This is a genomic window from Achromobacter sp. ACM01 (genome assembly GCF_014851745.1).
In the GTDB taxonomy this organism is placed as follows: domain Bacteria; phylum Pseudomonadota; class Gammaproteobacteria; order Burkholderiales; family Burkholderiaceae_B; genus Achromobacter; species Achromobacter aegrifaciens.
In genome coordinates this window covers 579,434-605,630 of the sequence record NZ_JACVAF010000002.1, presented here as the reverse complement: position 1 = coordinate 605,630, position 26,197 = coordinate 579,434, and the positions used below count along the sequence as shown (strand labels likewise).

At 67.6% G+C, this 26,197-nt stretch carries 25 protein-coding genes; 9 read left to right on the top strand and 16 right to left on the bottom strand.

Annotation, left to right across the window (positions count from 1 at the left end; genetic code table 11):
* The first annotated feature begins 31 nt into the window (after window positions 1-31).
* From IB268_RS11235 to IB268_RS11225, 3 genes are read left to right on the top strand one after another with little or no spacing between them, the layout of a single operon-like run.
* A complete protein-coding gene (locus IB268_RS11235; protein ID WP_225591354.1) occupies window positions 32-1,189 on the top strand; it encodes an ABC transporter substrate-binding protein in 1,158 nt (385 codons plus the stop codon).
* Between the two features lie 16 nt (window positions 1,190-1,205).
* Window positions 1,206-2,270 carry an aromatic ring-hydroxylating dioxygenase subunit alpha gene (locus IB268_RS11230; protein ID WP_192354240.1) on the top strand — a complete coding sequence of 355 codons (1,065 nt, stop codon included), beginning with the start codon at window positions 1,206-1,208 and terminating at the stop codon, window positions 2,268-2,270.
* Window position 2,271: 1 nt separating this feature from the next.
* The gene (locus IB268_RS11225; RefSeq protein ID WP_054454679.1) at window positions 2,272-3,222 is read left to right on the top strand and encodes a PDR/VanB family oxidoreductase; all 951 of its coding nucleotides are present in this window, start codon (window positions 2,272-2,274) and stop codon (window positions 3,220-3,222) included.
* Here the strand turns inward: IB268_RS11225 and IB268_RS11220 are convergent.
* Window positions 3,219-3,947, bottom strand: a complete 729-nt coding sequence (locus IB268_RS11220) for a GntR family transcriptional regulator (RefSeq protein ID WP_225590242.1) — start codon at window positions 3,945-3,947, stop codon at window positions 3,219-3,221. The two genes, IB268_RS11225 and IB268_RS11220, sit on opposite strands and share 4 nt — an antisense overlap.
* Before the next feature lie 279 nt (window positions 3,948-4,226).
* On the opposite strand from IB268_RS11220, the gene IB268_RS11215 reads away from it, so the two are divergent.
* Both IB268_RS11215 and IB268_RS11210 read left to right on the top strand, forming a co-directional pair.
* Window positions 4,227-5,129, top strand: a complete 903-nt coding sequence (locus IB268_RS11215) for a dihydrodipicolinate synthase family protein (RefSeq protein ID WP_192354239.1) — start codon at window positions 4,227-4,229, stop codon at window positions 5,127-5,129.
* A 16-nt stretch (window positions 5,130-5,145) separates the two neighbouring features.
* Window positions 5,146-6,111, top strand: a complete 966-nt coding sequence (locus IB268_RS11210; protein ID WP_192354238.1) for a tripartite tricarboxylate transporter substrate binding protein — start codon at window positions 5,146-5,148, stop codon at window positions 6,109-6,111.
* A gap of 63 nt (window positions 6,112-6,174) precedes the next feature.
* On the opposite strand, the gene IB268_RS11205 is transcribed toward IB268_RS11210, so the two are convergent.
* From IB268_RS11205 to araD, 3 genes are read right to left on the bottom strand one after another with little or no spacing between them, the layout of a single operon-like run.
* On the bottom strand, window positions 6,175-7,164 hold the full coding sequence (locus IB268_RS11205) for a tripartite tricarboxylate transporter substrate binding protein (RefSeq protein WP_054454691.1): 990 nt from the start codon (window positions 7,162-7,164) through the stop codon (window positions 6,175-6,177).
* A gap of 58 nt (window positions 7,165-7,222) precedes the next feature.
* Window positions 7,223-7,933, bottom strand: a complete 711-nt coding sequence (locus tag IB268_RS11200) for a ribonuclease activity regulator RraA (RefSeq protein WP_054454693.1) — start codon at window positions 7,931-7,933, stop codon at window positions 7,223-7,225.
* Window positions 7,934-7,988: 55 nt separating this feature from the next.
* Window positions 7,989-9,719: an L-arabinonate dehydratase gene (gene araD / locus IB268_RS11195; protein WP_175160679.1), complete on the bottom strand. Its 1,731-nt coding sequence runs from the start codon at window positions 9,717-9,719 to the stop codon at window positions 7,989-7,991.
* A gap of 123 nt (window positions 9,720-9,842) precedes the next feature.
* On the opposite strand from araD, the gene IB268_RS11190 reads away from it, so the two are divergent.
* A complete protein-coding gene (locus IB268_RS11190; protein WP_192354237.1) occupies window positions 9,843-10,532 on the top strand; it encodes a GntR family transcriptional regulator in 690 nt (229 codons plus the stop codon).
* Window positions 10,533-10,651: 119 nt separating this feature from the next.
* On the top strand, window positions 10,652-11,116 hold the full coding sequence (locus IB268_RS11185) for a surface-adhesin E family protein (RefSeq protein WP_054454705.1): 465 nt from the start codon (window positions 10,652-10,654) through the stop codon (window positions 11,114-11,116).
* Window positions 11,117-11,145: 29 nt separating this feature from the next.
* Here IB268_RS11185 and IB268_RS11180 read toward each other — a convergent pair whose 3' ends face one another.
* The 4 genes from IB268_RS11180 to IB268_RS11165 form a co-directional block, all read right to left on the bottom strand.
* Window positions 11,146-12,258 (bottom strand): acyl-CoA dehydrogenase family protein, encoded by a 1,113-nt coding sequence (locus IB268_RS11180; protein ID WP_119451165.1) that lies wholly within the window; start codon window positions 12,256-12,258, stop codon window positions 11,146-11,148.
* Between the two features lie 123 nt (window positions 12,259-12,381).
* Window positions 12,382-13,209 carry an alpha/beta fold hydrolase gene (locus tag IB268_RS11175; protein ID WP_225588721.1) on the bottom strand — a complete coding sequence of 276 codons (828 nt, stop codon included), beginning with the start codon at window positions 13,207-13,209 and terminating at the stop codon, window positions 12,382-12,384.
* Between the two features lie 3 nt (window positions 13,210-13,212).
* The gene (locus tag IB268_RS11170) at window positions 13,213-14,508 is read right to left on the bottom strand and encodes an O-acetylhomoserine aminocarboxypropyltransferase/cysteine synthase family protein (RefSeq protein WP_054454711.1); all 1,296 of its coding nucleotides are present in this window, start codon (window positions 14,506-14,508) and stop codon (window positions 13,213-13,215) included.
* Between the two features lie 37 nt (window positions 14,509-14,545).
* Window positions 14,546-15,685 carry an aminotransferase class V-fold PLP-dependent enzyme gene (locus tag IB268_RS11165; RefSeq protein WP_054454713.1) on the bottom strand — a complete coding sequence of 380 codons (1,140 nt, stop codon included), beginning with the start codon at window positions 15,683-15,685 and terminating at the stop codon, window positions 14,546-14,548.
* A 168-nt stretch (window positions 15,686-15,853) separates the two neighbouring features.
* On the opposite strand from IB268_RS11165, the gene IB268_RS11160 reads away from it, so the two are divergent.
* Window positions 15,854-16,876 (top strand): amino acid ABC transporter substrate-binding protein, encoded by a 1,023-nt coding sequence (locus IB268_RS11160; protein WP_082401032.1) that lies wholly within the window; start codon window positions 15,854-15,856, stop codon window positions 16,874-16,876.
* Between the two features lie 25 nt (window positions 16,877-16,901).
* Entirely contained in the window at window positions 16,902-19,064 is a 2,163-nt protein-coding gene (locus IB268_RS11155) for an ABC transporter permease subunit (protein WP_192354236.1), read from the top strand.
* Window positions 19,065-19,099: 35 nt separating this feature from the next.
* Here the strand turns inward: IB268_RS11155 and IB268_RS11150 are convergent, their stop codons facing one another.
* The 8 genes from IB268_RS11150 to IB268_RS11115 form a co-directional block, all read right to left on the bottom strand.
* A complete protein-coding gene (locus tag IB268_RS11150; RefSeq protein ID WP_192352049.1) occupies window positions 19,100-19,816 on the bottom strand; it encodes an SDR family oxidoreductase in 717 nt (238 codons plus the stop codon).
* Between the two features lie 122 nt (window positions 19,817-19,938).
* The gene (locus IB268_RS11145; protein ID WP_054454721.1) at window positions 19,939-20,361 is read right to left on the bottom strand and encodes an SCP2 domain-containing protein; all 423 of its coding nucleotides are present in this window, start codon (window positions 20,359-20,361) and stop codon (window positions 19,939-19,941) included.
* The gene (locus IB268_RS11140) at window positions 20,358-21,251 is read right to left on the bottom strand and encodes a U32 family peptidase (RefSeq protein WP_175181062.1); all 894 of its coding nucleotides are present in this window, start codon (window positions 21,249-21,251) and stop codon (window positions 20,358-20,360) included. Before IB268_RS11140 ends, IB268_RS11145 begins: the two co-directional genes overlap by 4 nt.
* Window positions 21,248-22,264, bottom strand: a complete 1,017-nt coding sequence (locus IB268_RS11135; RefSeq protein ID WP_175160669.1) for a peptidase U32 family protein — start codon at window positions 22,262-22,264, stop codon at window positions 21,248-21,250. The genes IB268_RS11140 and IB268_RS11135 overlap by 4 nt, the downstream gene beginning before the upstream one ends.
* A gap of 78 nt (window positions 22,265-22,342) precedes the next feature.
* Window positions 22,343-23,014, bottom strand: coding sequence for a response regulator transcription factor (locus IB268_RS11130; protein WP_054454724.1), 672 nt, complete (start codon window positions 23,012-23,014; stop codon window positions 22,343-22,345).
* An 11-nt stretch (window positions 23,015-23,025) separates the two neighbouring features.
* Window positions 23,026-24,963: a type IV pili methyl-accepting chemotaxis transducer N-terminal domain-containing protein gene (locus IB268_RS11125; RefSeq protein WP_054454726.1), complete on the bottom strand. Its 1,938-nt coding sequence runs from the start codon at window positions 24,961-24,963 to the stop codon at window positions 23,026-23,028.
* Window positions 24,964-25,042: 79 nt separating this feature from the next.
* Window positions 25,043-25,540: a molybdopterin-guanine dinucleotide biosynthesis protein B gene (gene mobB / locus IB268_RS11120; protein ID WP_082401034.1), complete on the bottom strand. Its 498-nt coding sequence runs from the start codon at window positions 25,538-25,540 to the stop codon at window positions 25,043-25,045.
* Window positions 25,537-26,196, bottom strand: a complete 660-nt coding sequence (locus IB268_RS11115) for a carbonic anhydrase (protein WP_054454736.1) — start codon at window positions 26,194-26,196, stop codon at window positions 25,537-25,539. The genes mobB and IB268_RS11115 overlap by 4 nt, the downstream gene beginning before the upstream one ends.
* Window position 26,197: the final 1 nt, after the last annotated feature.

The window sequence follows — 26,197 nt, the reverse complement described above, 5'->3', positions numbered from 1 at the left end:
CAGACCGGCGTTTCCACAAGGAGACAACATCTTGAAGCCCCTTCTACACCCCGTGCGCGCGGTGCTGGTTTCGTGCGCCCTGCTGTCCTGTAACGCCGCCTCGGCCGATGTCGGCGTCGGCGTCATCCTGTCGCTCACCGGCCCGGCCGCATCGCTGGGTGGCCCGGCCAAGAACGCGATAGACCTGCTGCCGCGCGAGATCGCGGGCGAGGCGGTGCGCTACATCGTGCTGGACGATGCCTCGGACGCCACCGGCGCCGCCCGCGCCTTCCGCAGGCTGGTCGACGAGCATAACGTGGACGTGGTGCTGGGTACGTCCGTCACCCCCGCCACCCTGACCCTGCTGCCTATCGCCCAGGAGAAGAAAGTGCCGCTGATGAGCCTGGCGGCCGGGGCCAAGCTGGTCGAGCCGATGGACGCGCAGCGCCACTGGGTGTTCAAGGTGGTGCAGAACGAAAACCTGATGGTCGCCAGCACCGTCGCGCACATGCAGGCCGCCGGCGTGAAGACGCTGGGCTACATCGGCTTTGCGGACGCCTACGGCGACAGCTGGTTGGCCGAAGTTTCCGCGCAGGCGCAGCGCGCCGGCATCAAGCTGGTTGCCACCGAGCGCTACGTGAAAACGGACACCAGCGTCACGGCGCAGACCCTGAAGCTGCTGGCCGCCAGGCCGGACGCGGTCATCGTGGCGGCGTCCGGCACGCCCGGGGCGCTGCCGCAGAAGTCCCTGCGCGAGCGCGGCTATGCCGGCCGCATCTACCAGACCTACGGCATCGCCAACCGCGAGTTCCTGCGCATCGCCGGCAAGGACGCCGAGGGCGCCTTGTTCGCCGTGGGCCCGGTCGTGGTCGCCAGCCAGCTGGACCAGGCCAACCCGATACGCGCGGTCGCCATGGACCTGACGCAGCGCTACGAAGCCGCCCACGGCAAGGATTCCATGTCGGTGTTCGCGGCCAACGCCTGGGATGCCGGGATCGTGCTGCAACAGGCGCTGAAGACCACCTTGCCCAAGGCCAGGCCGGGCACGCCGGAATTCAGGGCGGGCCTGCGCGACGCGCTGGAAGCCACGCGCGACGCCGTGACCTCGCAAGGCGTGTCCACCATGTCGCCCACCGACCACGTGGGCTATGACGAGCGCGCCGCTGTCATGGTGCAGATCAAGGACGGCGCCTGGCGCTACGTCAAGTAAACCAAGGAGCTCATCCATGTTCATCAAAAACACCTGGTACGTCGCCGCCTGGGACCAGGAAGTCAGCGCCGACGGCCTGTTCTCTCGTACCATCACCGGCGTGCCCGTGCTGATATACCGCGACGGCGCCGGCCGGCTGGTGGCGCTGGAAGACCGCTGCTGCCATCGCGGCGCGCCCTTGTCGGTGGGACGGCGCGAAGGCGACTGCGTGCGCTGCATGTACCACGGCCTGAAGTTCGATCCCAGCGGCGCCTGTGTCGAGGCCCCGGCGCAGGCGCGCATTCCGCCTCAGGCCCGGGTGCGGACCTTTCCCGTAGTGGAGCGGCACCGCTGGATCTGGATCTGGATGGGCGATCCGGAACGCGCGGATCCAGCCCTCATCCCCGACACCCAATGGCTGGACCATCCCGATTGGCGCAGCCTGGACGGCTATATCCACTATGACGTCAACTATCTGCTGATCGCAGACAACCTGCTGGACTTCTCCCACCTGCCCTTCGTGCACCCGACCACGCTGGGCGGCAGCGAGGACTATGCCTCGGTCTCGCCCAAGGTCGACCGGCTGCCCGACGGCGTGCGCATCACGCGCTGGACGCTCAATACCGAAGCGCCGGCCTTTGCCAAGAAGGTCCGCGAATGGCCAGGCCTGGTGGACCGCTGGAACATCTACAACTTCACCCTGCCCGGCATCCTGCTGATGGACTCGGGCATGGCCCCGGCCGGAGACGGCGCACAAGAAGGAAACCGCGCCGGCGCGATCGAATTCCGCGGCTGCCAGGCCCTGACGCCCGAAACCGAAACCTCGACGCACTACTTCTTCGCGCATCCGCACAACTTCTCGATCGAGCGGCCCGAGGTCACTGCCTCCATCCACCAGAGCGTGGTGGATGCCTTCGACGAAGACCGCGACATCATCACCGCGCAGCAGCGCTCGCTGTCCCTGGCGCCCGACTTCAAGATGGTGCCGCTGTCCATCGACGCCGCGCTGTCCCAGTTCCGCTGGGTGGTGGCGCGCCGCATCGAAGAAGAGCAGCAGGCAGCCGGCGCGTCCGGCGTGCGCCCGGCGCAGGCGGTGGCCTGAAATGCGCCGGCTAGTCATCAGCCGCATCGTGCGCGAGGCGCGCGGCGTGCTCGGCCTGACGCTGCGCAGTCCTGACGGCGCCATGCTGCCGGCCTTCGAGGCCGGCGCGCATGTGGATGTGGCGTTGGGCAATGGCCTGGTCAGGCAGTATTCCCTTTGCGGCGACCCGGCGGAACTGGGCGTGTACCGGCTGGGCATCGGCCTGGCGGCCGAGACGCGCGGCGGTTCGCGCTACATCCATGAACAGCTGCGCGAGGGCGACCTGGTGGATATCGGCGAGCCCAGGCAATTGTTCGGGCTGCATGCGCAGGCCGCCGGCCATGTCTTCATCGCGGGCGGCATAGGCATCACGCCCATCCTCAGCATGATCCATGCAAGCGTCAGGCGCGGCGAGCCCTGGCGGCTGCTGTACTGCGTGCGCGACCGCGACGCGGCAGCCTACCTGTCTGAACTGGCCTTGCACGGCGAACGAGTGACGCTGCATGTCGACAGCGAACAAGGCGGCGCGCGCTGCGACCTCGACGCCTATCTGGGCGCGCTGGGGGAACCAGGCTTGCATGTCTATTGCTGCGGCCCCGGGCCGTTGATGGATGCCGTGGCCACGGCCTGCGAACGCGGCGGAATCGCCGCGGCGCGCGTGCATTTCGAGCGCTTTTCCGCCAGCGCGCCTGCTGCGGCCGAGCCCGGTTCAAGCTTTGCCGTGCGGCTCGCGCGCAGCGGCGGCTGCCACGAAGTGCCCGCGGACAAGTCGGTGCTGGATGTGCTGGAAGCGGCCGGCGTCGCCTGGCCGTACTCCTGCCGGGAAGGCCTGTGCCGCAGCTGCGAAGCCGGCGTGCTGTCCGGCAAGGTCGACCACCGCGACTACGTGCTCAGCGACGAGGAACGCGCCGCCAACCGCAGCATGATGGTCTGCGTATCGCGCGGCTGCGGCACGCTGGAGCTGGACGTCTAGGCAGGTTCCTGCAGCGCCGACGCATCCAGCAGATGGTCGACGATGGCGAGTATCTGCTCGGCGGCTTCGCCGATGTGCCGCTCCAGCGCGGCCTCGGCGTCTTCGGCCCGCCCCTGCCGGGCGAGCGCGATCAGTTCGCTGTGCTCGTCGTGGGCTTGCTGGCGGATCGGCGCGTTGACGATCTGGAAGCGGAAATAGCGTTCGGATTTTTCATGCAGCGCGCGCACCATGGCCAGCGCGGCGGGACGTTGCGCCGAGCGGTACAGCAGTTCATGCAGTTGCCAGTTCAGGCGGCCCCATTGCTCAGGCTCGGCCGTGTCCATCTGCGCCACCACCTGGCTCGCCAGATCCAGATCCTGCGTCTGATGCTGCTGCACTGCCAGGCGCAACAGCCACGGCTCCAGCCGCAGGCGGATGTCGAAGAACTCCTGCACCTCGGCGCGCGACAGCATGGAAACGTAGGCGCCGCGATGCGGGATCATGTCAATCAGTCCTTCGGCGCTGAGCTGGCGGATGGCCTCGCGCACAGGCAGGCGGCTCACCCCCAGTTCCTCGGCGAACAGTTCCTGGCGCAGCGCGGAACCGGGGGGAATCGCGCCGGACAGGATGCGGTCGCGCAGTTCGTCGACCACCAGTTCGACGGCGGTCTTGCGCACGAGGCGGCCGGGGCTGGCGGCCTGGGAACGGGACGGATTGGAAGCGGAAAGCGGCGAATTCTGGGACATGAAACCTGCCTGGTTGCACCGTGCGGCGGGGGCGGCACGGCAGGACTGGGTGGAAAACAGGGCCGCCATGCCCAGGAAAACCCCGAGAGACAGCCGCTACCCGCAGCCCTTTTAATGTGAGTATATTGGATCCATGATCCAGTTCAAGCCTGCGCCCCCAAGGGCGACGGACCGAGGCCCGAGCCTCGTTTTTTTAAGCCCCATATTTTTGGATCCAATATCCAATAACCACTATCCAACCGGATTGCACCGGATGGATCACGCATCAGGAGCCGCAGCATGAGCATTCAATGGCAAGGCGTATTTCCCGCCGTCACCACCAAGCTGAAACCCGATTTTTCGCTGGATCTGGAGGCCATCCGCCAAGGACTGGAACGGCTGATCGAGAACGGCGTGGGCGGCGTCGTGATGATGGGCATGGTGGGCGAAAACGCCCAGCTCTCGCCCGAAGAAAAACTGCAGGTGCTGCGCACCGCCGTCGACACCGTGCGCGGCCGTGTGCCGGTGATTTCCGGCGTGGCGGAAACCGGCACCGCCCGCGCCGCGGCCTTCGCGCGGGAAGCCGAGCGCATCGGCGTGAATGGCCTGATGGTGTTCCCCGGCCTGACCTACAAATCCGACGGCCGCGAGACCGTGGCCTTCTATCGCGAGGTGGCGCGCGCCAGCGCCCTGCCCATCCTGCTCTACAACAATCCGCGCGGCTACGGCGTGGACCTGACGCCGGACCTGGTGGCCGAATTGCTGGAAGAGCCGACCATCGTCGCCATCAAGGAAGAGTCCTACGACACCACCCGCGTGACCGACCTGATCACGCGCTTCGGCGACCGTCTTGCCGTGGTCTGCGGCGTGGATGACCTGATCCTGGAAAGCGCCGCGCTGGGCGTGACGGCCTGGGTGTCGGGTATGGCCAACGCCGTGCCCCGCGCCTCGGTCGACCTGCTGAAACTGGCCGTCGAGGGCGATTTCGTGCGGGCCCGCAAGCTATACGCCGCGTTGACGCCGCTGTTCCACCTGGACACGGTGGTCAAGCTGGTGCAGCACATCAAGCTGGCCGAGCACCTGATCACCGGCAGCGCCGAAACCGTCAAGCCGCCGCGCCTGGACCTGGCCGGGGCCGAACGCGAACGCACCATCGCCATCACCAAACAGACGCTCGCGGATCTTTCCGCCCTGGGCTACTGATACCGGAGCCGCCACCATGCGCCCATACTGCCTGTCCGCGCTGGCCTTCAGCGCCCTGTCCGCAGTTTCCGTCCTGTCCGCCGCGCACGCCGCGGACTACCCCGCCCGCTCGATGGAACTGGTGGTCGCCTACCAGCCCGGCGGCGGCAGCGACAACACCGCGCGCGCCATCGCCGAGGCGGTGCGCCCGCCCATGCTGGCGCAGCCCACGGTGGTGATCAACAAGCCGGGCGCCAGCGGCTCCATCGGCTGGGCCTACGTGGCCAACGCGCAGCCCGACGGCTACCGGCTGGTGCTGATGACGCCTGAAATGCTGGTGGTGCCCCTGATGGGCATAGGCAAGACCACGGTCGGCGACTTCCAGCCCATCGCCCGCTTCACCGACGATCCCTCGTCGGTCACGGTACGCGCCGATGCGCCCTGGAAGACGGTGGAGGAATTCCTGGCGGACGCCAAGAAGAATCCCGAACGCGTCGCCGTGTCCAACGCCGGAATCGGCACGGTGCCGCACATGGCGGCGGCGGCGCTGGGCGAACAGGCTGGCGTGAAGTTCGTGCACGTGCCCTACCAGGGCTCGGCCCCGGCCATCATGGGTCTCCTGGCGGGCGACGTGCAGGCCACCACGGTTGCCTACGCCGAACTGCAGCAGCACGTGGAAACCGGCAAGCTGCGCACCCTGGCGGTCATGGCGCCCAAGCGCCTGGACAACCTGCCCTCCGTCCCGACCATGAAGGAAAAAGGCGCGGACCTGCAATTCAGCGTCTGGCGCGGCATCGGCCTGCCCAAGGCCACGCCCGCGGACGCGGTTGAAAAATGGCGCGCCGCGGCCCGCCAAGTCGCGCAATCGCAGGACTTCCAGGCGCTGATGCGCAAGCAGAACCTGACGCCCTCCTATGCCGACCAGCCGCAATTCACGGCCGACGTGGCGCGCCAGGAAGAGGCGTTCAAGGCGCTGGTGCCGAAGCTGAACTTGAAGCCCTGATAGTGACATCCTGAGCGGCGGCGGGGACGGCGCCGATATGCCGTCCCCCCTTGCCCGATCCGCTTACTCGACCGTCGCGCCCGACTTCTTCACCACTTCCGCCCAGCGCGGGATCTCCGTCGCCATCAGGTCGCGCAGCTGTTCGGGCGTGCTGCCGACCAGTTCCATGCCCATGGTCTTGCCCAGCTTCTCCTGCACGTCCGGCTCTTTCAGGATCACCGCGATTTCCTGCGACAGCTTGTCGAGAATGGGCTTGGGCGTGCCCTTGGGCGCGTACACCGCCTGCCAGGACGCCATCTGGAAGCCCGGCACGCCGGCCTCCTGCATGGTCGGCACCTCCGGCGCCAAGGCGATGCGGTCCTTGGTGGTCACGGCCAGGAGCTTGAGCTTGCCGGTCTGCAGCAGGGGCAAGGCCGCCGTCATCTGGTCGAACATGAAGGTCACCGCGCCCGAGGACACGTCGACCATCGCGGGCGGCGTGCCCTTGTATGGCACGTGCGTGAGCGGCACCCCTATCATGCTGGAGAACAGTTCGCCCGCCAGGTGCGTGGAGGTGCCGGCGCCCGAGGACGCGAAGGTGCGCTTGGAAGGATCGCGTTTCAGGAGCGCGATCAGGTCGGCCACGGAATTCACGCCCAGGTTCGGATCCACCAGCAATACGTTGGGCAGGTAGGCGATCAGCGAAACCGGCTCGAAATCCTTGACCGGGTCGTACTTCAGGTTTTTGTACAGGCTGGCGTTGATGGCGTGCGTGCTGATGGTGCCGCCGAACAGGGTGTAGCCATCCGGCGGCGCCTTGGCCACATAGGTCGCGCCGATGCCGCCCGCGGCGCCGGGCTTGTTCTCAACGATGACGTTCTGATGCAGGCGGTCGCCCAGCTTCTGGGCCAGCACCCGGCCCACCACGTCGGTCGAGCCGCCCACGGTGAACGGCACCACATAGGAAATCGGCTTCTGCGCGGGCCAGTCGGCGGCCTGCGCGGGCGCCGCCAACGTGCCCAGCATGGCGGCGGCCAGCAGCGCGGCCAGCGCGCCGCGTCGTTGCGTGTTCATGGTTGTCTCCTGCCTCTTGTTTGGCTTATGGGGTTGCCGGCTGAGCCGGCGGCAAGGCTCAGCGGCCCTGTTGCTTGCGCCATGCGGCGAACTTGTCCTTGGTGCCGGGATCCGTGGGCGGATACAACCCCAGGATGGATGCGCCCAGCTGCACCTCGCTGGTCACGAAGTCCTCGAAGGCCGTCATCTCCACGGCTTCGATGGCGATCTCGTCGGCCAGGTGGGCGGGGATCACCACCACGCCCTCGCGGTCGCCCACGACGATGTCGCCCGGCCACACCGCCACGTCGCCGCAGCCGATGGGTGCGTTGATATCCAAGGCCTGGTGCAGGGTCAGGTTGGTGGGCGCCGAAGGCCGCTGGTGATAGGCGGCAAAGCCCAGTTCGGCAATCTCGGGCGAATCGCGAAAGCCGCCGTCCGTCACCACGCCAGCCACGCCGCGCTTCATCAGCCGCGTCACCAGGATGGAACCGGCGGAAGCCGCGCGCGCGTCCTTGCGGCTGTCCATGACCAGCACCGCGCCTTCAGGGCAGGTCTCGACTGCAACGCGCTGCGGATGGGCGCGGTCCTCGAACACCTTGATGGTGTTCAGGTCCTCGCGCGCGGGGATGTAGCGCAGGGTGAACGCCGGGCCGACCATATTGGGCAGCGTGGCGTTCAGTGGACGCACGTCCTGGATGAACTGGTTGCGCAGGCCGCGCTTGAACAAGGCCGTGCACAGGGTGGCGGTGCTGACGCCGGCCAGGCGGGCGCGGGTTTCGGGATTCATTTGGGACACGATGGCTCCGTATTCTGAAGACGGTGGGATGGGCGCGGATGACGCTTTAAAAGATCTCGGGTTCGGGCACGGGCGCGCCGAAAGCGGTTTCCAGGAAATCGAAATCGCAGCCGTCGTTGGCTTGCAGGATGTGCTTCGAGTACATCCAGCCGTAGCCGCGCTCGTAGCGCCGGGGCGGCGGCGTCCAGGCGGCGCGGCGCGCGGCCAGTTCTTCGTCGCTGACGTTCAGGTGGATGCTGCGCGCGGGCACGTCGACGGTGATCAGGTCGCCCGTCTTCACCAGGGCCAGCGGGCCCCCGATATAGCTTTCCGGCGCCACGTGCAGGATGCAGGCGCCGTAGCTGGTGCCGCTCATGCGGGCGTCGGACAGGCGCAGCATGTCGCGCACGCCCTGCTTCACCAGCTTGGTCGGGATGGGCAGCATGCCCCACTCCGGCATGCCGGGACCGCCCTGGGGGCCGGCATTGCGCAGGATCATGATGTGGTCGGCCGTGACGTCCAGGTTCTCGTCGTCCACCGCGGCCTTCATGCTGGGGTAGTCGTCGAACACCAGGGCCGGCCCGGTGTGGCGCAGGTACTGCGGCGCGCAGGCGCTGGGCTTGATGACGCAGCCGTCCGGCGCGATATTGCCGCGCAGCACGGCCAGCGCGCCTTCGTCGTAGATGGCCTGGTCCAGCGGGCGGATCACGTCGTCGTTGTAGACCTCGGCGCCGGCGATGTTCTCGCCCAGGGTCTTGCCGGTGACTGTCATGGCGGACGGATCCAGATGGTCCTGCAGCCGCGACATCAGCGCCGGCAGCCCGCCCGCGTAGAAGAAGTCTTCCATCAGATAGGTGTCACCGCTGGGCCGGATGTTGGCGATCACCGGGACCTTGCGGCTGGCGGCGTCGAAGTCGTCCAGGCCCACGGCGCAGCCGGCGCGGCGCGACATGGCGACCAGGTGCACGATGGCATTGGTGGAGCAGCCCATGGCCATCGCCACGTTGATGGCGTTCTTGAAGGAGGCCAGGCTCAGGATGCGCTGCGGCGTCAGGTCCTCCCAGACCATCTCCACCACGCGCCGGCCGCATTCGGCGGACATGCGCATATGGTTGACGTCCGCCGCCGGGATCGAGGAGGCGCCCGGAAGCGTCATGCCTATGGCTTCGGCGATGGCGGTCATGGTGCTGGCCGTGCCCATGGTCATGCAGGTGCCGTAGCTGCGGGCGATGCCACCCTCGACCTCGGTCCATTGCTCCTGCGTGATCTTGCCGGCGCGGCGCTCGTCCCAGAGCTTCCAGGCATCCGACCCGGACCCGAGGATCTTGCCCTTCCAGTTGCCGCGCAGCATGGGGCCGGCGGGCACGTAGACGCAAGGCAGCCCGGCGCTGACCGCGCCCATGATGAGACCCGGCGTGGTCTTGTCGCAGCCGCCCATGAGCACCGCGCCGTCGACCGGATGGCTGCGCAGCAGCTCTTCGGTCTCCATGGCCAGGAAGTTGCGGTACAGCATGGTGGTCGGCTTGACGAAGGATTCCGATACCGAAATCGCGGGCAGCTCCACCGGAAACCCGCCCGCCTGGAACACGCCGCGCTTGACGTCCTCGACGCGCTGCTTGAAGTGGCTGTGGCAGGGATTAAGGTCCGACCAGGTGTTGATGATGGCGATGACCGGGCGGCCCGCCCAGTCGTCGGGGCCATAGCCCATCTGCATCATGCGGGAGCGGTGGCCGAAGGAACGCAGGTCGTCCCGGGCCATCCAGGCGGCGCTGCGCAGGCTTTCGTAGGAGCGTTTCATAGGGGTGAGGCGGTCTTTCGTAATGTTGACCGGGTCATTTAAACACTAATACATTAGTGCGTCAGCTAGGTAAAAACCCGCTAAACTCCGTTACTCTTCAGGCCCAACTCCGCACGCGACCCGATGCAAAGCACCAAGCTCAGACTGGACCGTTCGCGCCACGCCGCGCCCCAGGTCTTCGAACATCTACGCGAACAGATCGTGTCCCTGGAACTGGCTCCGGGCACGCCCCTGTCGCGCATCACGCTGGCGGAAACCTACGGCCTGAGCCAGACCCCGATCCGCGACGCGCTGATGCGGCTGGCCGAGGAAGCGCTGGTCGAGATCTATCCGCAGCACACCACGGTGGTCAGCCGCATCGATGTGGACGCCGCCCGCGAGGCGCATTTCCTGCGCCGCTCGCTGGAGCTCGAGATCGTGCAGATGCTGGCGCAGCGCCCGGATCCGCAGCTCTTCCAGCGCCTGCAGGCCAGCATCGACCTGCAGCGCGCCAGCCACGCCAGCAGCCAGTACCAGCGCTTCATCGACGCCGACCAGGCCTTCCACCGCGACATGCACGAAGCCGCCGGCGTGACCCGGCTGTGGGAACTGGCGCAACGCTACAGCGGCCACCTGGACCGCTTGCGCCGCCTGCACCTGCCCGAGGCCGGCAAGGCCGAGCGCATCCTGGAAGACCACCAGCGCCTGCTGGACGCCATCGTCGCGCAGAACCCGCAGCGCGCCCAGCAGGTGCTGCGGGAACACCTTTCGGGCACCCTCAGCCAAGTAGCCGAGATCTGCAGGCGCTATCCGGAATATGTGTTGACGGCTTAGGCCCCGCCGCCCCTCGGACGTATTCGCTCCGCGCGCACGCGCCCTGCCCGGTATGATCAGGTACACGCCATGGCCACAAGCCTGGCGCCGGCGCGCCGCGCCACCACCGGAAAACACCAATGACCGCAAGGCACGCATTCCTGATCGCCCTGGCCGTGACCGCCTGGGTCCACCCCGCGCAGGCCGCGCCGCCCGGCGACATGCCGTCCGCCGCAGCAGCCTGGCTGCCGTTGGACCCCCAAGCCATGCCTGGCGTGTTCTACGACAGCGCGTCGATCAAGGTGGTATCGGAGCGCCCGGCCGTGATGGCCGTGAACGTAGCCTGGTTCTACGCCCAACCCAAGATTTCCGCCGCCAACGGGCAACCCTACCGCTCCGTGATCCAGCCGGTCACCATGAACTGCACCGCCGGCACCTATACCGTCAGCCAGGTCGTGCACCATGCGGGCGAGAACGCCACCGGCCCCATCGTCGAGTCCCTGCCTCCGCCCGGCATCCGCAACGCGCCAATCGCGCAAGACCCCGTGCAGCGCAAGCTGCGCGAGATTGTCTGCCCGGTCAATGGCAAAGGCATACGGCGATAAGACCCGGCCGTCGCGGCCCCGCCGCGCCGCTATCCACCCGCTTCGGCCGCCAGCCGCGCCTGGCGCTTGGCCAGCTCCGTCTTCAATTGCACCAGGCTGGGCGTGACGATGGGCAGGAATGCCGCTTCCCGCCAGCGCCGCGCAAAGCCTGCGCCAGCCGGCCGCAGATAGGCCGCGCCGCCGCTGGCCTGCAGTTCCAGCTGCACCGCCTGCTGGGCCGCTTCGGCCAAGGCGATGCGGAGCTCGAACAGCCGCCAGGGCTGCGAGACGAAGCTCCCGCTGCGCACCCCATCGATCAAACCCGCCGTCAGCGCGTGCAACTGCGTCTCCAGCGCTTGCAGCGGCTGGCCCAGGATGCCGCGCGAGTCCTGGCCCTGCCCTGCCTGTTGCGCGGCGCGCAAAGCGCCCCGCGCCAGGCCGATGGACAGGCCGCATTGCATGCCCGCAAAGGCCGGCCTGGCCTGGGGCAGATACTCGCGCGCATCAGGATGGATGATCCATTCGGGACCCATGCGCACGCCGCGCAGGTCCAGCGCCGCGGTGTGGGTCGATTGCAGCGCCAACAAAGGCAGGTCCGGGCTGCGGGCAAGTCCCGCGATGCCATGCGGCAGCGCGACCACCGCCGGCGTTCCATCGGGCGCGGCAACAGCGGCGGCCACCAGGAAGCCCTGGGGCCGCAGATTGGTGACCCAGGGCATCCGGCCGTCCAGCACCCACGCGCCGTCCGCCTCGCGCGCGGCGATCTGCAGCGACTCGATGCCGCTCAGGAACTTCATGGCGTTCGACAGCGCGGTCGCACCGGCCTGCTCACCCTTCAGCAGCGGCGCCAGCCAGGCTTCCGCAAGAGCCTTGTTGGGGCTGCGCAGCAGATACTCGATGAAGACTCGCTGGCTCCAGGCCACGAAGGCCCCGGCAACGGAAAGCTCCGCCAATTGCGCGATCATTTCGATCGCGTCGCCGATATCCGTGTCTGGCAAGCCGCCCTGCCCCACGGGCACGCCATGGCGCAACACGTCGGCGGCAGCCAGTTGCGGCAACACTACCGCCGCATCCATGCTGCCGTCGTCCAGCGCATCGGCATGCTGTCGCAGCCAGGCTTGCAGATCCGCGGGCAGCGCGGCGTGGACGGTCGGACGGGCCATGGAGGTCTCCTGCGGGTCGGCATCGGACGCGCGGGCACTGGCGGCCCGGCGCAATCCCGCATGATGCCCGCAAACTGCGATGCCCGGGCGACCGTATCAGCCGCCCATCCTGGCCGTGCCGGCTCAGGCCAGGCCCAGCAGCAGATCCGCCAGCAAGGCCGGATGCGTGATGTGGGCTTCGTGCGGCGCGGCGATGTCGACCCAGTTCCAGCCCGCTTGGGACTGCACCAGCTTGCGCGATTCATCCAGCACGGCCAGCTCGGGCTGGGTGCAATGGATGTAGGTGCGGGCCACGCCATTGCCGATGGGGTGCTTCAGGTTCAGCGGCGTGGTGTAGCTGGCCAGCGGATGGGCGGTCAGGCGGCGCTTGACCCAATCATGGTCCGCGCTGCCCGGCGTGAATCCCCAGGCCGCCGGCAGCGGATCGGGAATCGGCACGGCCAGTCCATCGGTGGCCTTCGAGGCTGCGGCGATGCGCGCGTCGGCATCCGCCTTCGGATACACCGAGAATGCATTCTGGCCGCTTTGCAGCACGATGGCGTCGAAGTACACCAGATGCGCCAGCCGCTGCGGAATCCGGTCGGCCACGCCCGTGATCGGGATGCCGCCGAAGCTATGGCCCACCAGGATCACGTCCTTCAGTTCCTGGGTATCGATGACCTGGACCAGGTCCTCGACAAAGGTGTCGATGGTGATGTTCTTGCTCAGCAGATGGGCGCGGTCGCCCATGCCGGTGTAGCTGGGCGCGTACACGCGGTGGCCGGCCGCCAGCAGGCGGTCCGCCACCGGACGCCAGCACCAGCCGCCATGCCAGGAGCCGTGGGCCAGGACGTAGTTGCGGGCCTTTGCGGTCGGGGCAGCCGGGGCTGCCGCCCCGGCCGCTCCCGCGGCTGCCAGCGCGGGCAAGCCCGCGGCCAGCTTCAACAAGGTTCTGCGGGGAAGCATCGTCATGGCTTACACCTGCGCCAGCGCCTGATCCAGATCCGCCAGCAGGTCGTCGATATGCTCGATGCCGATCGACAGGCGCACGGTTTCCTCGCGCACGCCGGCTTTCTGCAGCTCTTCGGGATTGAGCTGGCGGTGCGTGGTGGATGCGGGGTGCGTGGCCAGCGACTTGGAGTCGCCGATATTGACCAGGCGGGTGAACAGCTGCAGTGCGTCCTGGAAGCGCGCGCCGGCCTCGCGGCCGCCCCTCACGCCGAAGGTGAAGAGCCCGGGCGCCTTGCCGCCCAGGTACTTCTGCGCCAGCGCGTGGTCGGGATGGTCCGGCAGGCCGGCGTAGTTGACCCACTCGACCTTCGGATGTTCGCGCAGGTACTTGGCGATCTTGACGGTGTTCTCGACGATGCGGTCCACGCGCAGCGCCAGGGTCTCGATGCCTTGCAGGATCTGGAACGAGTTGAAGGGCGAGATCGCCGCGCCGGTATTGCGCAGCGGCACCACGCGGGCGCGGCCGATGTAGGCGGCCGGACCGAAGGCTTCGGTGTAGACCACGCCGTGGTAGCTGACGTCCGGCGTATTCAGGCGCTTGAAGCGCTCTTTGTGCTCGGCCCACGGGAACTTGCCCGAGTCGATGATCGCGCCGCCCAGGCTGGTGCCGTGGCCGCCCAGGTACTTGGTCAGCGACTGCACCACGATGTCGGCGCCGTGCTCGATGGGACGCAGCAGGTAAGGCGACGGCACGGTGTTGTCGACGATCAGCGGCAGGCCGTGGCGATGCGCAAGCTCGGCCAGCGCAGCGATGTCGGTGATGTTGCCCAGCGGATTGCCCACGGATTCCGCGAAGATGGCCTTGGTGCGGTCGTCGATCTGGGCCTCGAAGGCGGCCAGGTCGGAAGGATTGGCGAAACGCGTAGTGATGCCGTATTGCGGCAGCGTGTGCGCGAACAGGTTGTAGGTGCCGCCGTACAGTGTGCTGGACGAGACGATGTTGTCGCCGGCTTCGGCGATGGTCAGGATGGCGTAGGTCACCGCGGCCTGGCCCGAGGCCAGCGCCAGCGCGGCGATGCCGCCCTCCAGGGCCGCCACGCGCTGCTCCAGCACGTCGGTGGTCGGGTTCATGATGCGGGTGTAGATATTGCCCGGCACCTTGAGGTCGAACAGGTCGGCGCCGTGCTGCGTGTCGTCGAACGCGTAGGCCACGGTCTGGTAGATGGGCACGGCCACGGCGCGCGTGGTCGGATCGGGGCGGTAGCCGCCATGCACGGCCACGGTTTCAAGCCGCCACTGGGGCTTCTTCGCTTCGGTCATCAGTATCTCCTGAAGTGTTGCTTATCAATGATTCTTCTCAGACGGGAAGCGTCCGCGCTGCGCGCAGTATGCGTTCCACGTCCGCATGATTGTTATAGGCGCCGACGGACAAGCGCACGTAACCATACTCCACTATGCTGGCCACGATCCCGGATTGTGTCAGATGCGCCAGCGCGGCCGCGGGATCCGGCACGCGCAGCGCCGTCGTCGTGCTGCGGAATTCCGGACCGGCCGGTGACACGACCTGCAGGCCCACTCCGCGCAAGCCCGTGCTCAGCGCTTCGGAAAGCTCCAGCACCCAGGGCTCGATACGTTCGGGCCGCGCGCCTTCGATCAGGTCCAGCGCGCCGGCCCAGCCCGCGATGCCCGGATAGTTCAGGTTGCCCGATTCGAGCCTGCGGGCGTCAGTAGCATCGGCGATGCCCACCTGCCATTGCAGTCCGGATTTATCCAGCGTGTTGACGCCGGAAGGTCCGATATACAGCGGATCCAGGGCTTCGAGCAGCCGGGGCGATACATGCAGCAGGCCCACGCCCAGCGGTCCAAGCATGCCCTTATGCGCGCCGCAAGCAAAGGCATCCACGCCCCATTCATCCACGTTGACGCGCAACAGCCCCGCGCCCTGAATCCCGTCGACGACCAGAAAGATGCCGCGTTCGGCGCAGCGCCGGCCCAGTTCGGCGATATCGGTGCGCAGGCCGGTGCCGTACTGCACCCAGGACACTGCAATCAGCCGCGTGCGCGCATCCACATGCTGCCAAAGGTCATCCACCGTGTAGCGATGCGAATTCGCCTGTGCCACGCGCACCTGGACGCCACGGCGCCGCAGGTTCAACCAGGGCAAGGCATTGGTGGGATGCTCCTGGTCGTCCACCACCAGGTTGTCGCCTTCCTGCCAGGCCAGCCCCTGCGCAACGATGTTCAACCCTTCGGTGGTGTTCTTGGTGAAAGCCAGGCGCTTGGCGTCGCCGCCGATCAGGCGGGCCAGCCGCAAGCGCAACGCATCTGCGTCCCGCAGCCACTGGGGCTTGTCGCTGCGTGCGTAGGTTATGCCTTGGAAAAATGCGCCGACCGCCTCGGCCACCTTGGGCGCCAGCGGGCTGGTGTAGGCAATGTTGGCGTAAGCCTGGTCTTGCGTGATCGGAAACAACTGCCTGAATTCGTCCTGCCAGCTCATGCGCCACCGCTCCGTCATTTCAACTTGGTATGCAGCGATTCTAGGTATATGACGCGGATTTGAGTAAGGCTTAGTTTTTATATCCATATGACCATATAGTCGCTCGCCGAACGTCATAGCACCCATAGAATTCCTGCCTTTCCGGACTGCATCAAACAAAGGAATGGCATGCGTTTGACTCAACAACTGAAGATCGCGGGCGTGGCGGCGATGCTGGCGCTGGCCGGCGCGGCTCATGCGGGCACGGTCGAGACCATCAAGAAACGCGGCGAACTGGTCTGCGGCGTGAGCCAGGGATCTGCCGGCTTGTCCATCGCCGACAAGCAAGGCCGTTGGACCGGCCTGGATGCGGACCTCTGCCGCGCGCTGGCCGCCGCCGTGCTCGGCGATCCGGAGAAGACGCGCTTCGTGCCGTTGAGTTCGCAGCAACGTTTTCCTGCGCTCCAGTCGGGCGAGATCGATGTGCTGAACCGCAACACCACGATTACCTCCAGCCGCGACGCCGGCTTGGGCATCGCGTCCGCCGGCATCGTGTTCTATGACGGCCAGGGCTTTCTGGTGCCGCGCAAGCTGGGTGTCAAGAGCGCGACGGAGCTCGAAGGCGCGCAGGTCTGCGTGCAGCCCGGTACGGTCAACGAGCAGAACCTGGTCGACTACTTCAAGAAGCACAAGCTGAGCTATCGTCCGGTCGTCATCGAGAATCTGGTCGAGCTCGAACAAGCCTTTTACGCAGGACGCTGCGACGTCTACCTGTCGGATGCGTCCACCCTGGCCGCCAGCCGCGCGGCGCGAGCCGGCCAGCCGGACGACTTCGTCATCCTGCCTGAACGCATCAACAAATCGCCGCTAGGCCCCTTCGTGCGGCAAGACGACGCCAACTGGGCCGCCATCGTCCGGTGGACCATCAACGCGCTGGTGGCGGCCGAGGAACTCGGCATCACCGCGCAGAACGCCGACAACCAGGCGCAAAGCAGCGATGCCCAGGTACGCCGCCTGCTGGGCGTGGACCCCGGCATAGGCAAGAGCTTCGGGCTGGACGAAGGCTGGGCCCGCAACGCCATCAAGGCCGTGGGCAACTATGGCGAAGTCTGGAACCGCAATCTGGGCGCCGCAACGCCGCTGAGGCTGGAGCGCGGCCTGAACGCGCAATGGAACCAGGGCGGGCTGCTGTACTCGCCGCCGTTCCAGTGATCCTGGCCCCGACTCTTTCTCGACCATGGCAGCGACCGCTCTCCGTTTTCCCTCCACCGGCCCGTGGCGACGCTGGCTGCCAGCGTTGGCGTGGACGCTCGCGCTGGGCGGCATGGCCGCGGTCCTGCTCTGGCACATCGAATCGGTGCAGACTGCACGCGGCATCCAAGGCGGCTTCGGATTCCTGTTCCAGCCCGCAGGCTTCCGCATTTCCGAAAGCCTGCTCGATATCACGCCGGAGGATCCCTACTGGATGTCGATAGCGGCCGGCCTGGTCAACACCTTGACCGTCGCCGCCGTGGCAATCCCGCTGGCGACGGCGCTGGGCCTGGGACTGGGCTTGTTGCGCATGTCGCGCAACCCGTTGGCCGCGCGTTGCGCCGCCGCCATCATCGCGCCCTTGCGCAATACGCCGGTCCTGCTGCAACTCTTCGTCTGGTACGGGCTGCTGCTGCGCCTGCCCGATCTGCGCCAGGCGTGGTCGCCGTTGCCGCACATGCTGCTGTCCAATCGCGGATTGGCTCTGCCAGCCGTGCACGGTTGGCTGCCCTACGCGGCCGTAACGGTGACCGCGCTGGCGCTGGGCGGCCTGGTCCGACGCCGCTGGGGCAATCCTGCGCTGTATGCCGCGCTGGCCGGCGCGCTGCTCGCGTGGGTCCTGTTGCCGCCCATGCGCATCGATATGCCGGTCAGGCGCGGCCTGGGACTGCAGGGCGGCTGGCAGCCCAGCATGGAATTCGCGGCGCTGACGATAGGCTTGGTGGTGTTCCATGCGGCCTACATCGCCGACATCGCACGCGCGGCCGTGCGCGCCGTGCCGGTTGGACTTGTGGAGGCCGGGCAGGCGCTAGGCTTGAAGCCCCGCAGCGTGCTGCGGCTGGTGATAGCACCCTATGCCGCCCGCGTGGCGCTGCCGCCGTATGCCAACCAGTGCCTGGCGCTGGTGAAGAACAGCACCCTGGCCATTGCCATCGGCTATCAGGAATTGATGGCGGTGATCAACACCGCCATCACGCAGACCGGCCTGGCGCTTGAAGGCATCGCGCTGGCCGTCACGGTCTATCTGGGCCTGGCGCTGGCGCTGGGCGGCGGATTGTCGGCATGGAACGCGCGCAATACCCGCCACGGCCCCGGCGACACGCATGGCGCGCGCCTGGGCGAGCGGCCTTCGTGGAACGCTGCGGGCGAACGCCGCAGTTGGCGTGGCGGGCTGTTATCGACCGCGTTGGCCGCTGTCCTGGGCTTGATCCTATGGCGGCTGCTGGAATGGGCCTTGCTCGACGCGGTGTGGCGCGGCGATCCCGCAGCATGCGCGAACGCGGCGGGCGCATGCTGGGCCGCCGTGGGCGAGAACCTGCCAGTGCTGTTCTTCGGCACCATGGCCCAGGCCGACCGGGCGCCCGCGCTGGCCGCCTGCGCAGCCCTGCTCGCCGGAGTTGCGCTGGCGTTGACTGCTCCGCGTGTCCGTCCCGCGACGCGTGCGGCCCTGCTCGCCGTCCTGCTGGGCGCGGCCATCAGCGCGCTGTCCGGCTGGCCCTGGGGCGGCGCCGCCATCGGTCCGCAACGCTGGGGCGGGTTGCTCGTCACATTGGTTCTGGCCATCTCCGCCCTGCTGGCGGCCGTGCCGCTGGCTTTCGCGCTTGCGTTATTGCGCCGTAGCCACAACCGCGCCGCCTCGCTGGCTGCCGCCGGCCTGATCGAGGCCGTCCGCGGCGTGCCGCTGGTGACACAGCTGTTGTTCGCGTCCTTTGTGCTGCCCATGCTGCTGGGCGGCGGCGTGTCCAAGTTCGCCATGGCGCTGGCCGCCCTGACGCTGCACACCGCCTGCCTGCTGGCCGAGGTGCTGCGCGGCGCGCTGCAAGCCATACCGCCCGGCCAGATGATGGCGGCGCGCGCCCTGGGCATGCCTGCGGCCATGGCCTACGGTTCGGTGATCTGGCCGCAGGCCCGCCGCATTGCCGCGCCTGCAGCCCTGGGCGTATTCGTGGGCGCGGTCAAGGACACTTCGCTGGTCAGCATCATCGGCGTGTTCGACGTGCTGGGCGCAGCAAAGGCGGTGGTGGCCGGCACCGATTGGCGGCCCTACCACGTCGAAGTCTACCTGGCCGTGGCCGCCTTGTACTTCGCCGCCAGCCTGGCCCTATCGCGCGTGGCCCGCGCCATGGAAGGCAAGCCCGGCCGCAGTTGAGGCCGGCATGACGCCGTTGGCGCGGTGGACCCGCTTCAGAAGCGCTCGTCCATCAGCGCCGGCATGACGATTTCCCGCACAAATGACGCATCGGACAGATTCAGCAGCGCGCGTGTCATCGTCACCACGTCGTGCACGGGTATCAGGCCGCCCTCTCCCCGCAGGCTGGCCGCGTCGCGCGGCACGTCCAAGCCGTCTTGCGTGTTCAGATAGCCCAATTGCAGGCAGGTCACCGCCAGCCGCCGCGCTCTGAAGCTTTCGCGCAGGGCGTCCGCGATACCCCGCAGCGCGTGCTTGGACGCGCCGAACGTCACCTCGGGACGGCCGCTGCCGGCCAACGCGGAGGTCGAACCAGTGAGAATGACTTGCGGTTTGCGCGCACCGAGGACGCGCGGGATCAAGCGCTGGAGCAACAGGATGGTCGCGGTGACGTTGATGTCCACCATGCGCGCGATCTCCGCGGGCGAGTCCGCCAGGAAGTCGTAGTGTTCGCTGAATGCGTGCTCTTCCCACACGCCCAGGTTGTAGAGGATGGCATCGAGACCGTCCGGGGCCTGCGCCGCGATCTGCTCGACGGCGGCCACTGGCTGCGACAGATCGGCCTCGATCCAGCGCAGTTCGCAGCCGGGCGGGACAGTGATGTCTGGCGGCGCGCGGCGGGCCACGCCCACGATCAGCGTGGCATCCTGGCCCAGTCCTTCCACGAACGCCCTGCCCAGCCCCTTGCTGGCGCCCACCACCATGATCCGCATTGCTGCCTCCATCCAATCACGCCCGGGAAAGCGCCAAGCCCCCCCGCGGCAACGACGCCCGGTATAGCACGATCCCTTGCGGATTCAAGCAATGCCCGCAAGCGACGGCGGGCATTGCGCCGTCAACGCGCCGCGCCCTGCAGCCACGCCGGCCGTGGCGCCGCGTCCAGCCAGTTCTTGACGATCAGCCCCAGCTCCGTATCGCCGGAGATCCGCAGCCGGCGTTGGAAGAACAAGGTATCGGCGTCCGTTTCCGAGCGCATCAGGGCCAGCAGATCGGCCAGCTTCGCGCCCAGTTCCAGTTCGGCGGCAGCGCCGTTCCATACCGGGCGAAAAGCGCCTTGTCGCACGGCGAAACTGCTGCGCAGGCCCAGGTCCTCGACCGTGATGCCGAAGCTGCGGCCCTCCAGTTCGGCCGGCGGTGTGAGCCATTTCAGCCGCCGCGCCAGTTCCAGTCCGGCGGTGAAGTGCAGCGAGACAAACGGCGCAGGCAGACGCCGCCCCAGCCTGGCGAGCACGCCCGGTACTTGAATCGCCGCGCTCATGCCACGGCCTCCAGCAGGTCGATGCCCGGCTTGCCATGGAAGTAGCCGTTGCAGCGGGCCATGCCGGCAGGCGGCCGCGCCTCCATCGGCGCCAGGCCGCGCCGCATCGCATCCAGCGCGGCGATCGCTTCCAGCGTGCCGGCCGATTGAGGACTCACCCGCAGCACCTCCACGCCCAGGGCGGCCAGCGCCGGCGCCTGCGACAGCAGGTCCAGGCAGGCTCCGGACTGCACCTGGATGCCGTTGATCGCCAGGAAATCGCTCGACTCCCGTGTACGCATGTCCAGTCCGTCCGGATGTTCGATGCAGCGAAAGCCGCAGTCGTCCTTCTTCAAACGGAAATGACGCGCCGTGAAACAGCGTGCGGAGAACGCCAGCGCCATGCGGCCCCAGACCATGACTTCCGTCTCCAGACCGGCGGGCTTTTCCGCCATCAGAAGAGCCAGCGTCTTGCTGTCCATTTCCAGCGGTGCGACAAAACGCGCGGCGCCGCGTGCGGCCAGCCATTCCAGGGTGCCGCCGTGATAGGCGTTGACATGGGGCCCCGCCACGAAGGCGCGGCCGTTCAGGTGACGCACCGCGCCCAGCTCGCCGGCTTCGACCATGAAGTCGTCCTGCCCGCAGAGCTTCTTCAGCGCGCTGGCCTCGGCCCCGGTCTCGATCAGCGTGCGGCCCGACAGCACCACCGCCTTGCCCGCGGCGCGCAGGTCGCGCGCCAGCTCCATCCAGTCCTCGGCGCGCAGCTCGTGCCTGCGGCTACAGACGGTTTCGCCCACGTAGATGATGTCGGCGGGGCTGTCGGCCAGCGACGCGTAGAAATCCAGCGTGTGCTGGCGCGGCCAGTAATACTGCAACGGTGCGACCGATATCCGGTACGCGCTAGGTTTCATTTCCATGGACGTTCGAATGCGCCTTGCGTGACTTGGGAACCTTCGGAATGGCGCGCCAGCATGGCGTTCCATTCGGGACGGGGCGAAAAGCGGGAAGCGTCCGCATGCGCGCTGTCCAGCGCGGCGCGCAAGGTCGACACCACCTGGGTGACATAGGCCGGGCTGCGCTGCCGCCCTTCTATCTTGATGGCGGACACGCCCATTTCCGCCAGGCGCGGCAACAGGCCGATGGCGTTCAGGCTGGTGGGTTCCTCCAGCGCGTGGTCGGCCTGGCCGTCGACGTCGAAGCGGCCCTTGCACAAGGTGGGATAGGCAGCGGGTTCGCCCGGCTCGTAACGGTCGATCAGGATGCCGTTCAGGCGCGCGTCCATGCGGCCGTTCTCTTCCGACCAGCGCACCGCATGCGCGGGCGAACAGACGCCCTTGTTATTGGGAGAATCGCCGGTGGCGTAGGACGACAACAGGCAGCGGCCTTCGGCCATGACGCACAGGCTGCCAAAGCCGAACACCTCGACCTCGACGCTGACGTTGGTGCAGATGCGCGCGATCTCCGCCAGCGTCAGCACGCGCGGCAGCACCACGCGGCGGATGCCGAACTGTTCCTTCATCAGTTCGATGGCGTCCGTATGGGTGGCGGAACCCTGCACCGACAGGTGCAGGCGCAAGTCCGGATAGCGGTCACTGGCATAGGCCAGCAGCCCCGCATCGGCCATGATGACCGCATCGGCGCCCAGCCCGTAGGCGGCGTCGACGGCGGCGCGCCATTCGGGCGCCCGTCCGGCCTGCACAAAGGTATTGATGGCGAACAGCACCTGTCGTCCGCGGCTGTGGGCCAGTTCCACGCCCGCACGGATATCGCTTTCGGTGAAATTGAGCCCGGCGAAGTTGCGGGCATTGGTGGCGTTCTTGAGCCCGAGGTAGACGGTGTCGGCGCCGGCATCGATGGCGGCCTTCAGCGCGGCCAGACTGCCGGCGGGGGCCACGAGCTCCAGGGGAGAGGTTCGAGTTTCCATGCCGGCCAGTCTATGGGGCCGTCACGCCCTTGGCCTTGTCGCAGATCAAACGGCCTATGCCGAACGCCGCATGCCGCCCTATTCTTCCGTGTACAGGCCGTGCTCGACCGCGTACACCGCGACCTGCACCCGGCTGGTGAGATTGAGTTTTTTCAAAACGTTCTGCACGTGGATCTTGACCGTGCTTTCGCTGACGTCCAGTTCGCGCGCAATGACCTTGTTGCTGGCGCCGCGCGCCAGCCATTGCACGATCTGGGTCTCGCGCGCGGTGAGGCGATGGCGCTCGGCGCTGCCCCCCGGCTGCGGCGCTTGCGCGGCCAGGCTGGCCTGTCCGCGGAACTGTTCGACCAGCTTGGCGGTCATGCTCTCGGCGATGACCGGCTCGCCGCCCGCCGCGCGGCGGATCGCGGCGGTCAGCGCTTCGGCATCGATGTTCTTGACCAGATAGCCGCGCGCGCCGTCGCGCAACGCCTGCCCCAGTTCGTCTGCCTCTTCCGACACCGTCAGGATGATGACCGCACAAGACGGCAACTCCTGCGTCAGCAGCTGCAGCGTTTCCAGCCCGGACAAGCCGGGCAGGTTGAGGTCCAGCAGCACCACGTCGGGCTTGAGTTCCTTGGCGCGTTTCAGGCCTTCGACGCCGTCGCCGGCCTCGGCCACGACCTCGAAGTCGGGTTGGCGTTGCAGCAGCAGGCGCACGCCCGAGCGGAACAGGGTGTGGTCGTCGACGAGGAGGATACGGATGGGCATGGTGGGAAAGTTCAAGCGGCCTGGCGTTCGCTGCCGGGCAAGGTCAGCGCGACGCGCGTGCCGGCGCCGGGCTGCGATTCAAGTTTTATCACGGCGCGCATGCGCGCGGCGCGTTCGCGCATGATGTGCAGGCCCACATGCGATTCGCCGCGCTCGGCCACCTCCGCGGGGTCATAGCCCTGGCCATCGTCGGCGATGACCAGGCTGAAGTCGCGGTCATTGGAGACGTCGATGCGCACGTGGCTGGCTTCCGAGTGCTTGCGCACGTTGGACAGCGCTTCCTGCAGGATGAAGAGCACCTGCAACTGCTCGTCAGGCGGCAGCGGCGCGCCCTCGCCCCGGCCGAAGCGCAGTTCGGTCTCGATGCCGGTCTGGCGGCGGAAGCGCGCCACCGTGTCTTCGATGCCGGCCTGCAGATCGCCCTGTGACAGCTTGGTGCGGAAGTTGGTCAGCAGTTCGCGCACGTCCTGGTAGCTTTCGTCGACGCCAGTACGCAAGAGCGGCAGGATCTCGTCGATCTCCGCCTGGTCGCCGCGCTTCACGGCAGCGTCCAGCATCTGCAATTGCAGGTTCAGGAAGTTCAGGCCCTGCGCCAGGCTGTCGTGCAGCCCCTGCGCCACCAGCCCGCGTTCGCGCACCACCGCCAGTTGGCGCGCCTGCGCGCTCAGGCGGCGGTTGTCCAGGGCCACGCCCAGATGCTGGCCCAGCGTTTCCAGCAGCTGCGATTCTGCGGGCGACAGGCGGCGTTGCTGGCGGAAATGCAAGGAATACGAGCCCAGCACCTCGTCGCGCGTGACGATGCGGAACACGGCCACGCTGGCAAAGCCGTCGCGCTGGCAGTTCAGTTCCATGGCTGGCGGCGACTCGCGGAAATCCTGGATGACGATGACCCCGGCCTGGCGCGTGGCGACGCCGCAATAGCAGTCGTTAACGCGCATGCAATGCTCGGACTCGACCAGTTCGTCGGACAAGCCCACCGACACCATCAGGTTGAGCTTTTCGTTGTTGGGATCCAGCGCCCGGATGCTGCCGCCCTCGGCGTCGAACTGCAGCATCACGCGCCGCAGGAAGCCGTCGCACAGCGCTTCGATCTCGTTGGGCTGGTTCAGGAAGGCAGCCATGTCGTAAAGCGCGCCGATGTCTCGGTTCTGCGCGGCCAGTTGCGCGGTCTTTTCTTCGACGCGCCGCTCCAGGCCGGTGTACAGGTCCTGCAATTCATCGGCCATGCGGTTGTAGCCGCGCGCCAGCACGCCGAACTCGTCCTGGCTTTCCACCGGCAGCCGGGTGCTGAATTCCCTGGCCGCCATGCGCTGCAGGCCGTCGCGCAGGCGCAGCACCGGCGAGATGATCCAGAGATACAACAGATAGATCATCGCCAGCGTGCCGGCGCTGGCAATGGCCGCCAGCACGCCCTGCGACAGGCGCAGCGAGGTGGTCTTGCCGGCGTTGTCCTGTTCGATCATGCGCACCAGCGTGTCGGCCCGGGCCACGAATTCCGGCAGGGTCTCCAGATAGGTGGCGGCATCCGGCTGCGCCAGGGCGCGCGTGGCGGCCGGCTTCATGACGTCGTACCAGTAGGCGGCCACGTCATGCCATTGCTTGCGGATGGCTTCGTCGTTGGGAATGAACAGCGGGCGCGCAGGATTGCCGCGCGCCAGGCGGGCGATGGTGTCATCCATGAGCTGCACCTGCTCGTTGGTGCGGAACTCGCGCCCGGCCTGCGGCCGCATCAGCTCCACCGCCACCCGGTTGGCCCGCATGCGCAGGCTGCCCGTATCGTTGATGGCCGCGCCCGCGCCTTCCAGCTGCCAGGACAGCCACAGCGTCCAGCTGACCATGGACAGCACCACCACGAGCGCCACCAGGGAGCTGATGACGATGCGCGTGGACAGGCGATGCCAGGGCGAAGGCAGGCCGTCGGCTGGGGCGGCGGTATCGGTGGGCTTCATGGCTTTCAACGCGGTCTTGCTGTAGGAATGCTGCGGCTTCCAGTGTAGCCGCTGCGCCTCCCGTTCCCGAGCCAGGCCCTCAAGCGAGCCCCAGGGTACGGCAAATGAAATCCGCGACTTGCGCCGGCTCGTTGAGCGGCAGGCAGGGCAAACCGGTATCCAGCGGCGCGTCGGTGGCCACCGCCACGAAACTGCTGTCTTCCGCATGCAGCGGCGGCTTGCCCACGGCGGGCCGGTACACCTCGATGCGCGGGATCGCGGCCTGCTTGAAGCCTTCGACCAGCACCAGGTCGGCCGGCGACAGGCGCGCCAGTTGCTCGTCCAGCGTGGGTTCGGGCGCGTCGCGCAGCTCGTGGACGATGGCGTAGCGGAACGGAGAGGCTACCATCACCTCCAGGGCCCCCGCCTGGCGGAAGCGCGCGCTGTCCTTGCCAGGCGGCTCCATCTGGAAATCGTGGTGGCTGTGCTTGATGACGCTGACCCGCAGGCCGCGCGCGGCCAGCAGCGGCAGCATCGCCTCGATCAGGGTGGTCTTGCCGCTGCCGGAACGGCCGGCGATGCCGAAAACTGGGGTCATGCAAGCTCCGTGAACAATGGGCATACGATGGGCAGGAATGCGTCCGCCCGCGCCGAGTATGCCAGCAAAGCGCCTGCCACCAGGTCGAAATACCAGCCGTGCAGCGTCAGGCTGCCCGCCTCCACCGCACGCCGCACAAAGGGCAGGTCCTCCAGGTTGCGCAGCGAAATCAGGATGGAGGCCTGTTCGCAGGCGCGCCGGCGCTCGGCCGCGGTTGCCTGCGGCATCTGTTGCAGCACCTGCCTGCGGGCCGGTTCGGCGATGTCCATCCAGCGTTCCAGGTAGTCGGTCTCGCCGTCGCCCCGGGTGCGTCGGTCCATCAGCGCCCGTATGCCGCCGCAATGGGCGTGGCCCAGCACGATGATGCGGCTGACCTGCAACTGCTCCACCGCGAACTGTATCGCGGCCAGCACGCCTTGCAGGCCGCGGTCGGTGCTGGCCGGGGGCACCAGATTGGCGACGTTGCGCACCGTGAAGATGTCGCCAGGGTCGCAGCCCAGCAGCATGGCCGGATCCACCCGCGAATCGCAGCAGCCGACCAGCAAGGTGCTGGGGTGCTGGCCTTCGCGCAGATTGCGGTAAAGCGATGGCGCGTCCTCGTAGTACTGCTGCTGAAAGCGCTGGAAGCCGTCGACCAGCCGTTCGATATCGCGCATG

What these genes read in the sequence shown, in the direction of transcription:
- IB268_RS11200 (WP_054454693.1), bottom strand. Translation starts at nt 7,933, where the DNA reads ATGAATCCCGAAACCCGCGCCCGCCTGGCCGGCGTCAGCACCGCCACC.
- IB268_RS11140 (WP_175181062.1), bottom strand. Translation starts at nt 21,251, where the DNA reads ATGAAACCTAGCGCGTACCGGATATCGGTCGCACCGTTGCAGTATTAC.
- IB268_RS11115 (WP_054454736.1), bottom strand. Translation starts at nt 26,196, where the DNA reads ATGCGCGATATCGAACGGCTGGTCGACGGCTTCCAGCGCTTTCAGCAG.
- IB268_RS11155 (WP_192354236.1), top strand. Translation starts at nt 16,902, where the DNA reads ATGGCAGCGACCGCTCTCCGTTTTCCCTCCACCGGCCCGTGGCGACGC.
- IB268_RS11215 (WP_192354239.1), top strand. Translation starts at nt 4,227, where the DNA reads ATGAGCATTCAATGGCAAGGCGTATTTCCCGCCGTCACCACCAAGCTG.
- IB268_RS11205 (WP_054454691.1), bottom strand. Translation starts at nt 7,164, where the DNA reads ATGAACACGCAACGACGCGGCGCGCTGGCCGCGCTGCTGGCCGCCGCC.
- IB268_RS11230 (WP_192354240.1), top strand. Translation starts at nt 1,206, where the DNA reads ATGTTCATCAAAAACACCTGGTACGTCGCCGCCTGGGACCAGGAAGTC.
- IB268_RS11125 (WP_054454726.1), bottom strand. Translation starts at nt 24,963, where the DNA reads ATGAAGCCCACCGATACCGCCGCCCCAGCCGACGGCCTGCCTTCGCCC.
- IB268_RS11165 (WP_054454713.1), bottom strand. Translation starts at nt 15,685, where the DNA reads ATGAGCTGGCAGGACGAATTCAGGCAGTTGTTTCCGATCACGCAAGAC.
- IB268_RS11135 (WP_175160669.1), bottom strand. Translation starts at nt 22,264, where the DNA reads ATGGAAACTCGAACCTCTCCCCTGGAGCTCGTGGCCCCCGCCGGCAGT.
- IB268_RS11225 (WP_054454679.1), top strand. Translation starts at nt 2,272, where the DNA reads ATGCGCCGGCTAGTCATCAGCCGCATCGTGCGCGAGGCGCGCGGCGTG.
- IB268_RS11190 (WP_192354237.1), top strand. Translation starts at nt 9,843, where the DNA reads ATGCAAAGCACCAAGCTCAGACTGGACCGTTCGCGCCACGCCGCGCCC.
- IB268_RS11130 (WP_054454724.1), bottom strand. Translation starts at nt 23,014, where the DNA reads ATGCCCATCCGTATCCTCCTCGTCGACGACCACACCCTGTTCCGCTCG.
- IB268_RS11180 (WP_119451165.1), bottom strand. Translation starts at nt 12,258, where the DNA reads ATGGCCCGTCCGACCGTCCACGCCGCGCTGCCCGCGGATCTGCAAGCC.
- IB268_RS11175 (WP_225588721.1), bottom strand. Translation starts at nt 13,209, where the DNA reads ATGACGATGCTTCCCCGCAGAACCTTGTTGAAGCTGGCCGCGGGCTTG.
- araD (WP_175160679.1), bottom strand. Translation starts at nt 9,719, where the DNA reads ATGAAACGCTCCTACGAAAGCCTGCGCAGCGCCGCCTGGATGGCCCGG.
- IB268_RS11145 (WP_054454721.1), bottom strand. Translation starts at nt 20,361, where the DNA reads ATGAGCGCGGCGATTCAAGTACCGGGCGTGCTCGCCAGGCTGGGGCGG.
- IB268_RS11210 (WP_192354238.1), top strand. Translation starts at nt 5,146, where the DNA reads ATGCGCCCATACTGCCTGTCCGCGCTGGCCTTCAGCGCCCTGTCCGCA.
- mobB (WP_082401034.1), bottom strand. Translation starts at nt 25,540, where the DNA reads ATGACCCCAGTTTTCGGCATCGCCGGCCGTTCCGGCAGCGGCAAGACC.
- IB268_RS11170 (WP_054454711.1), bottom strand. Translation starts at nt 14,508, where the DNA reads ATGACCGAAGCGAAGAAGCCCCAGTGGCGGCTTGAAACCGTGGCCGTG.
- IB268_RS11185 (WP_054454705.1), top strand. Translation starts at nt 10,652, where the DNA reads ATGACCGCAAGGCACGCATTCCTGATCGCCCTGGCCGTGACCGCCTGG.
- IB268_RS11220 (WP_225590242.1), bottom strand. Translation starts at nt 3,947, where the DNA reads ATGTCCCAGAATTCGCCGCTTTCCGCTTCCAATCCGTCCCGTTCCCAG.
- IB268_RS11160 (WP_082401032.1), top strand. Translation starts at nt 15,854, where the DNA reads ATGCGTTTGACTCAACAACTGAAGATCGCGGGCGTGGCGGCGATGCTG.
- IB268_RS11150 (WP_192352049.1), bottom strand. Translation starts at nt 19,816, where the DNA reads ATGCGGATCATGGTGGTGGGCGCCAGCAAGGGGCTGGGCAGGGCGTTC.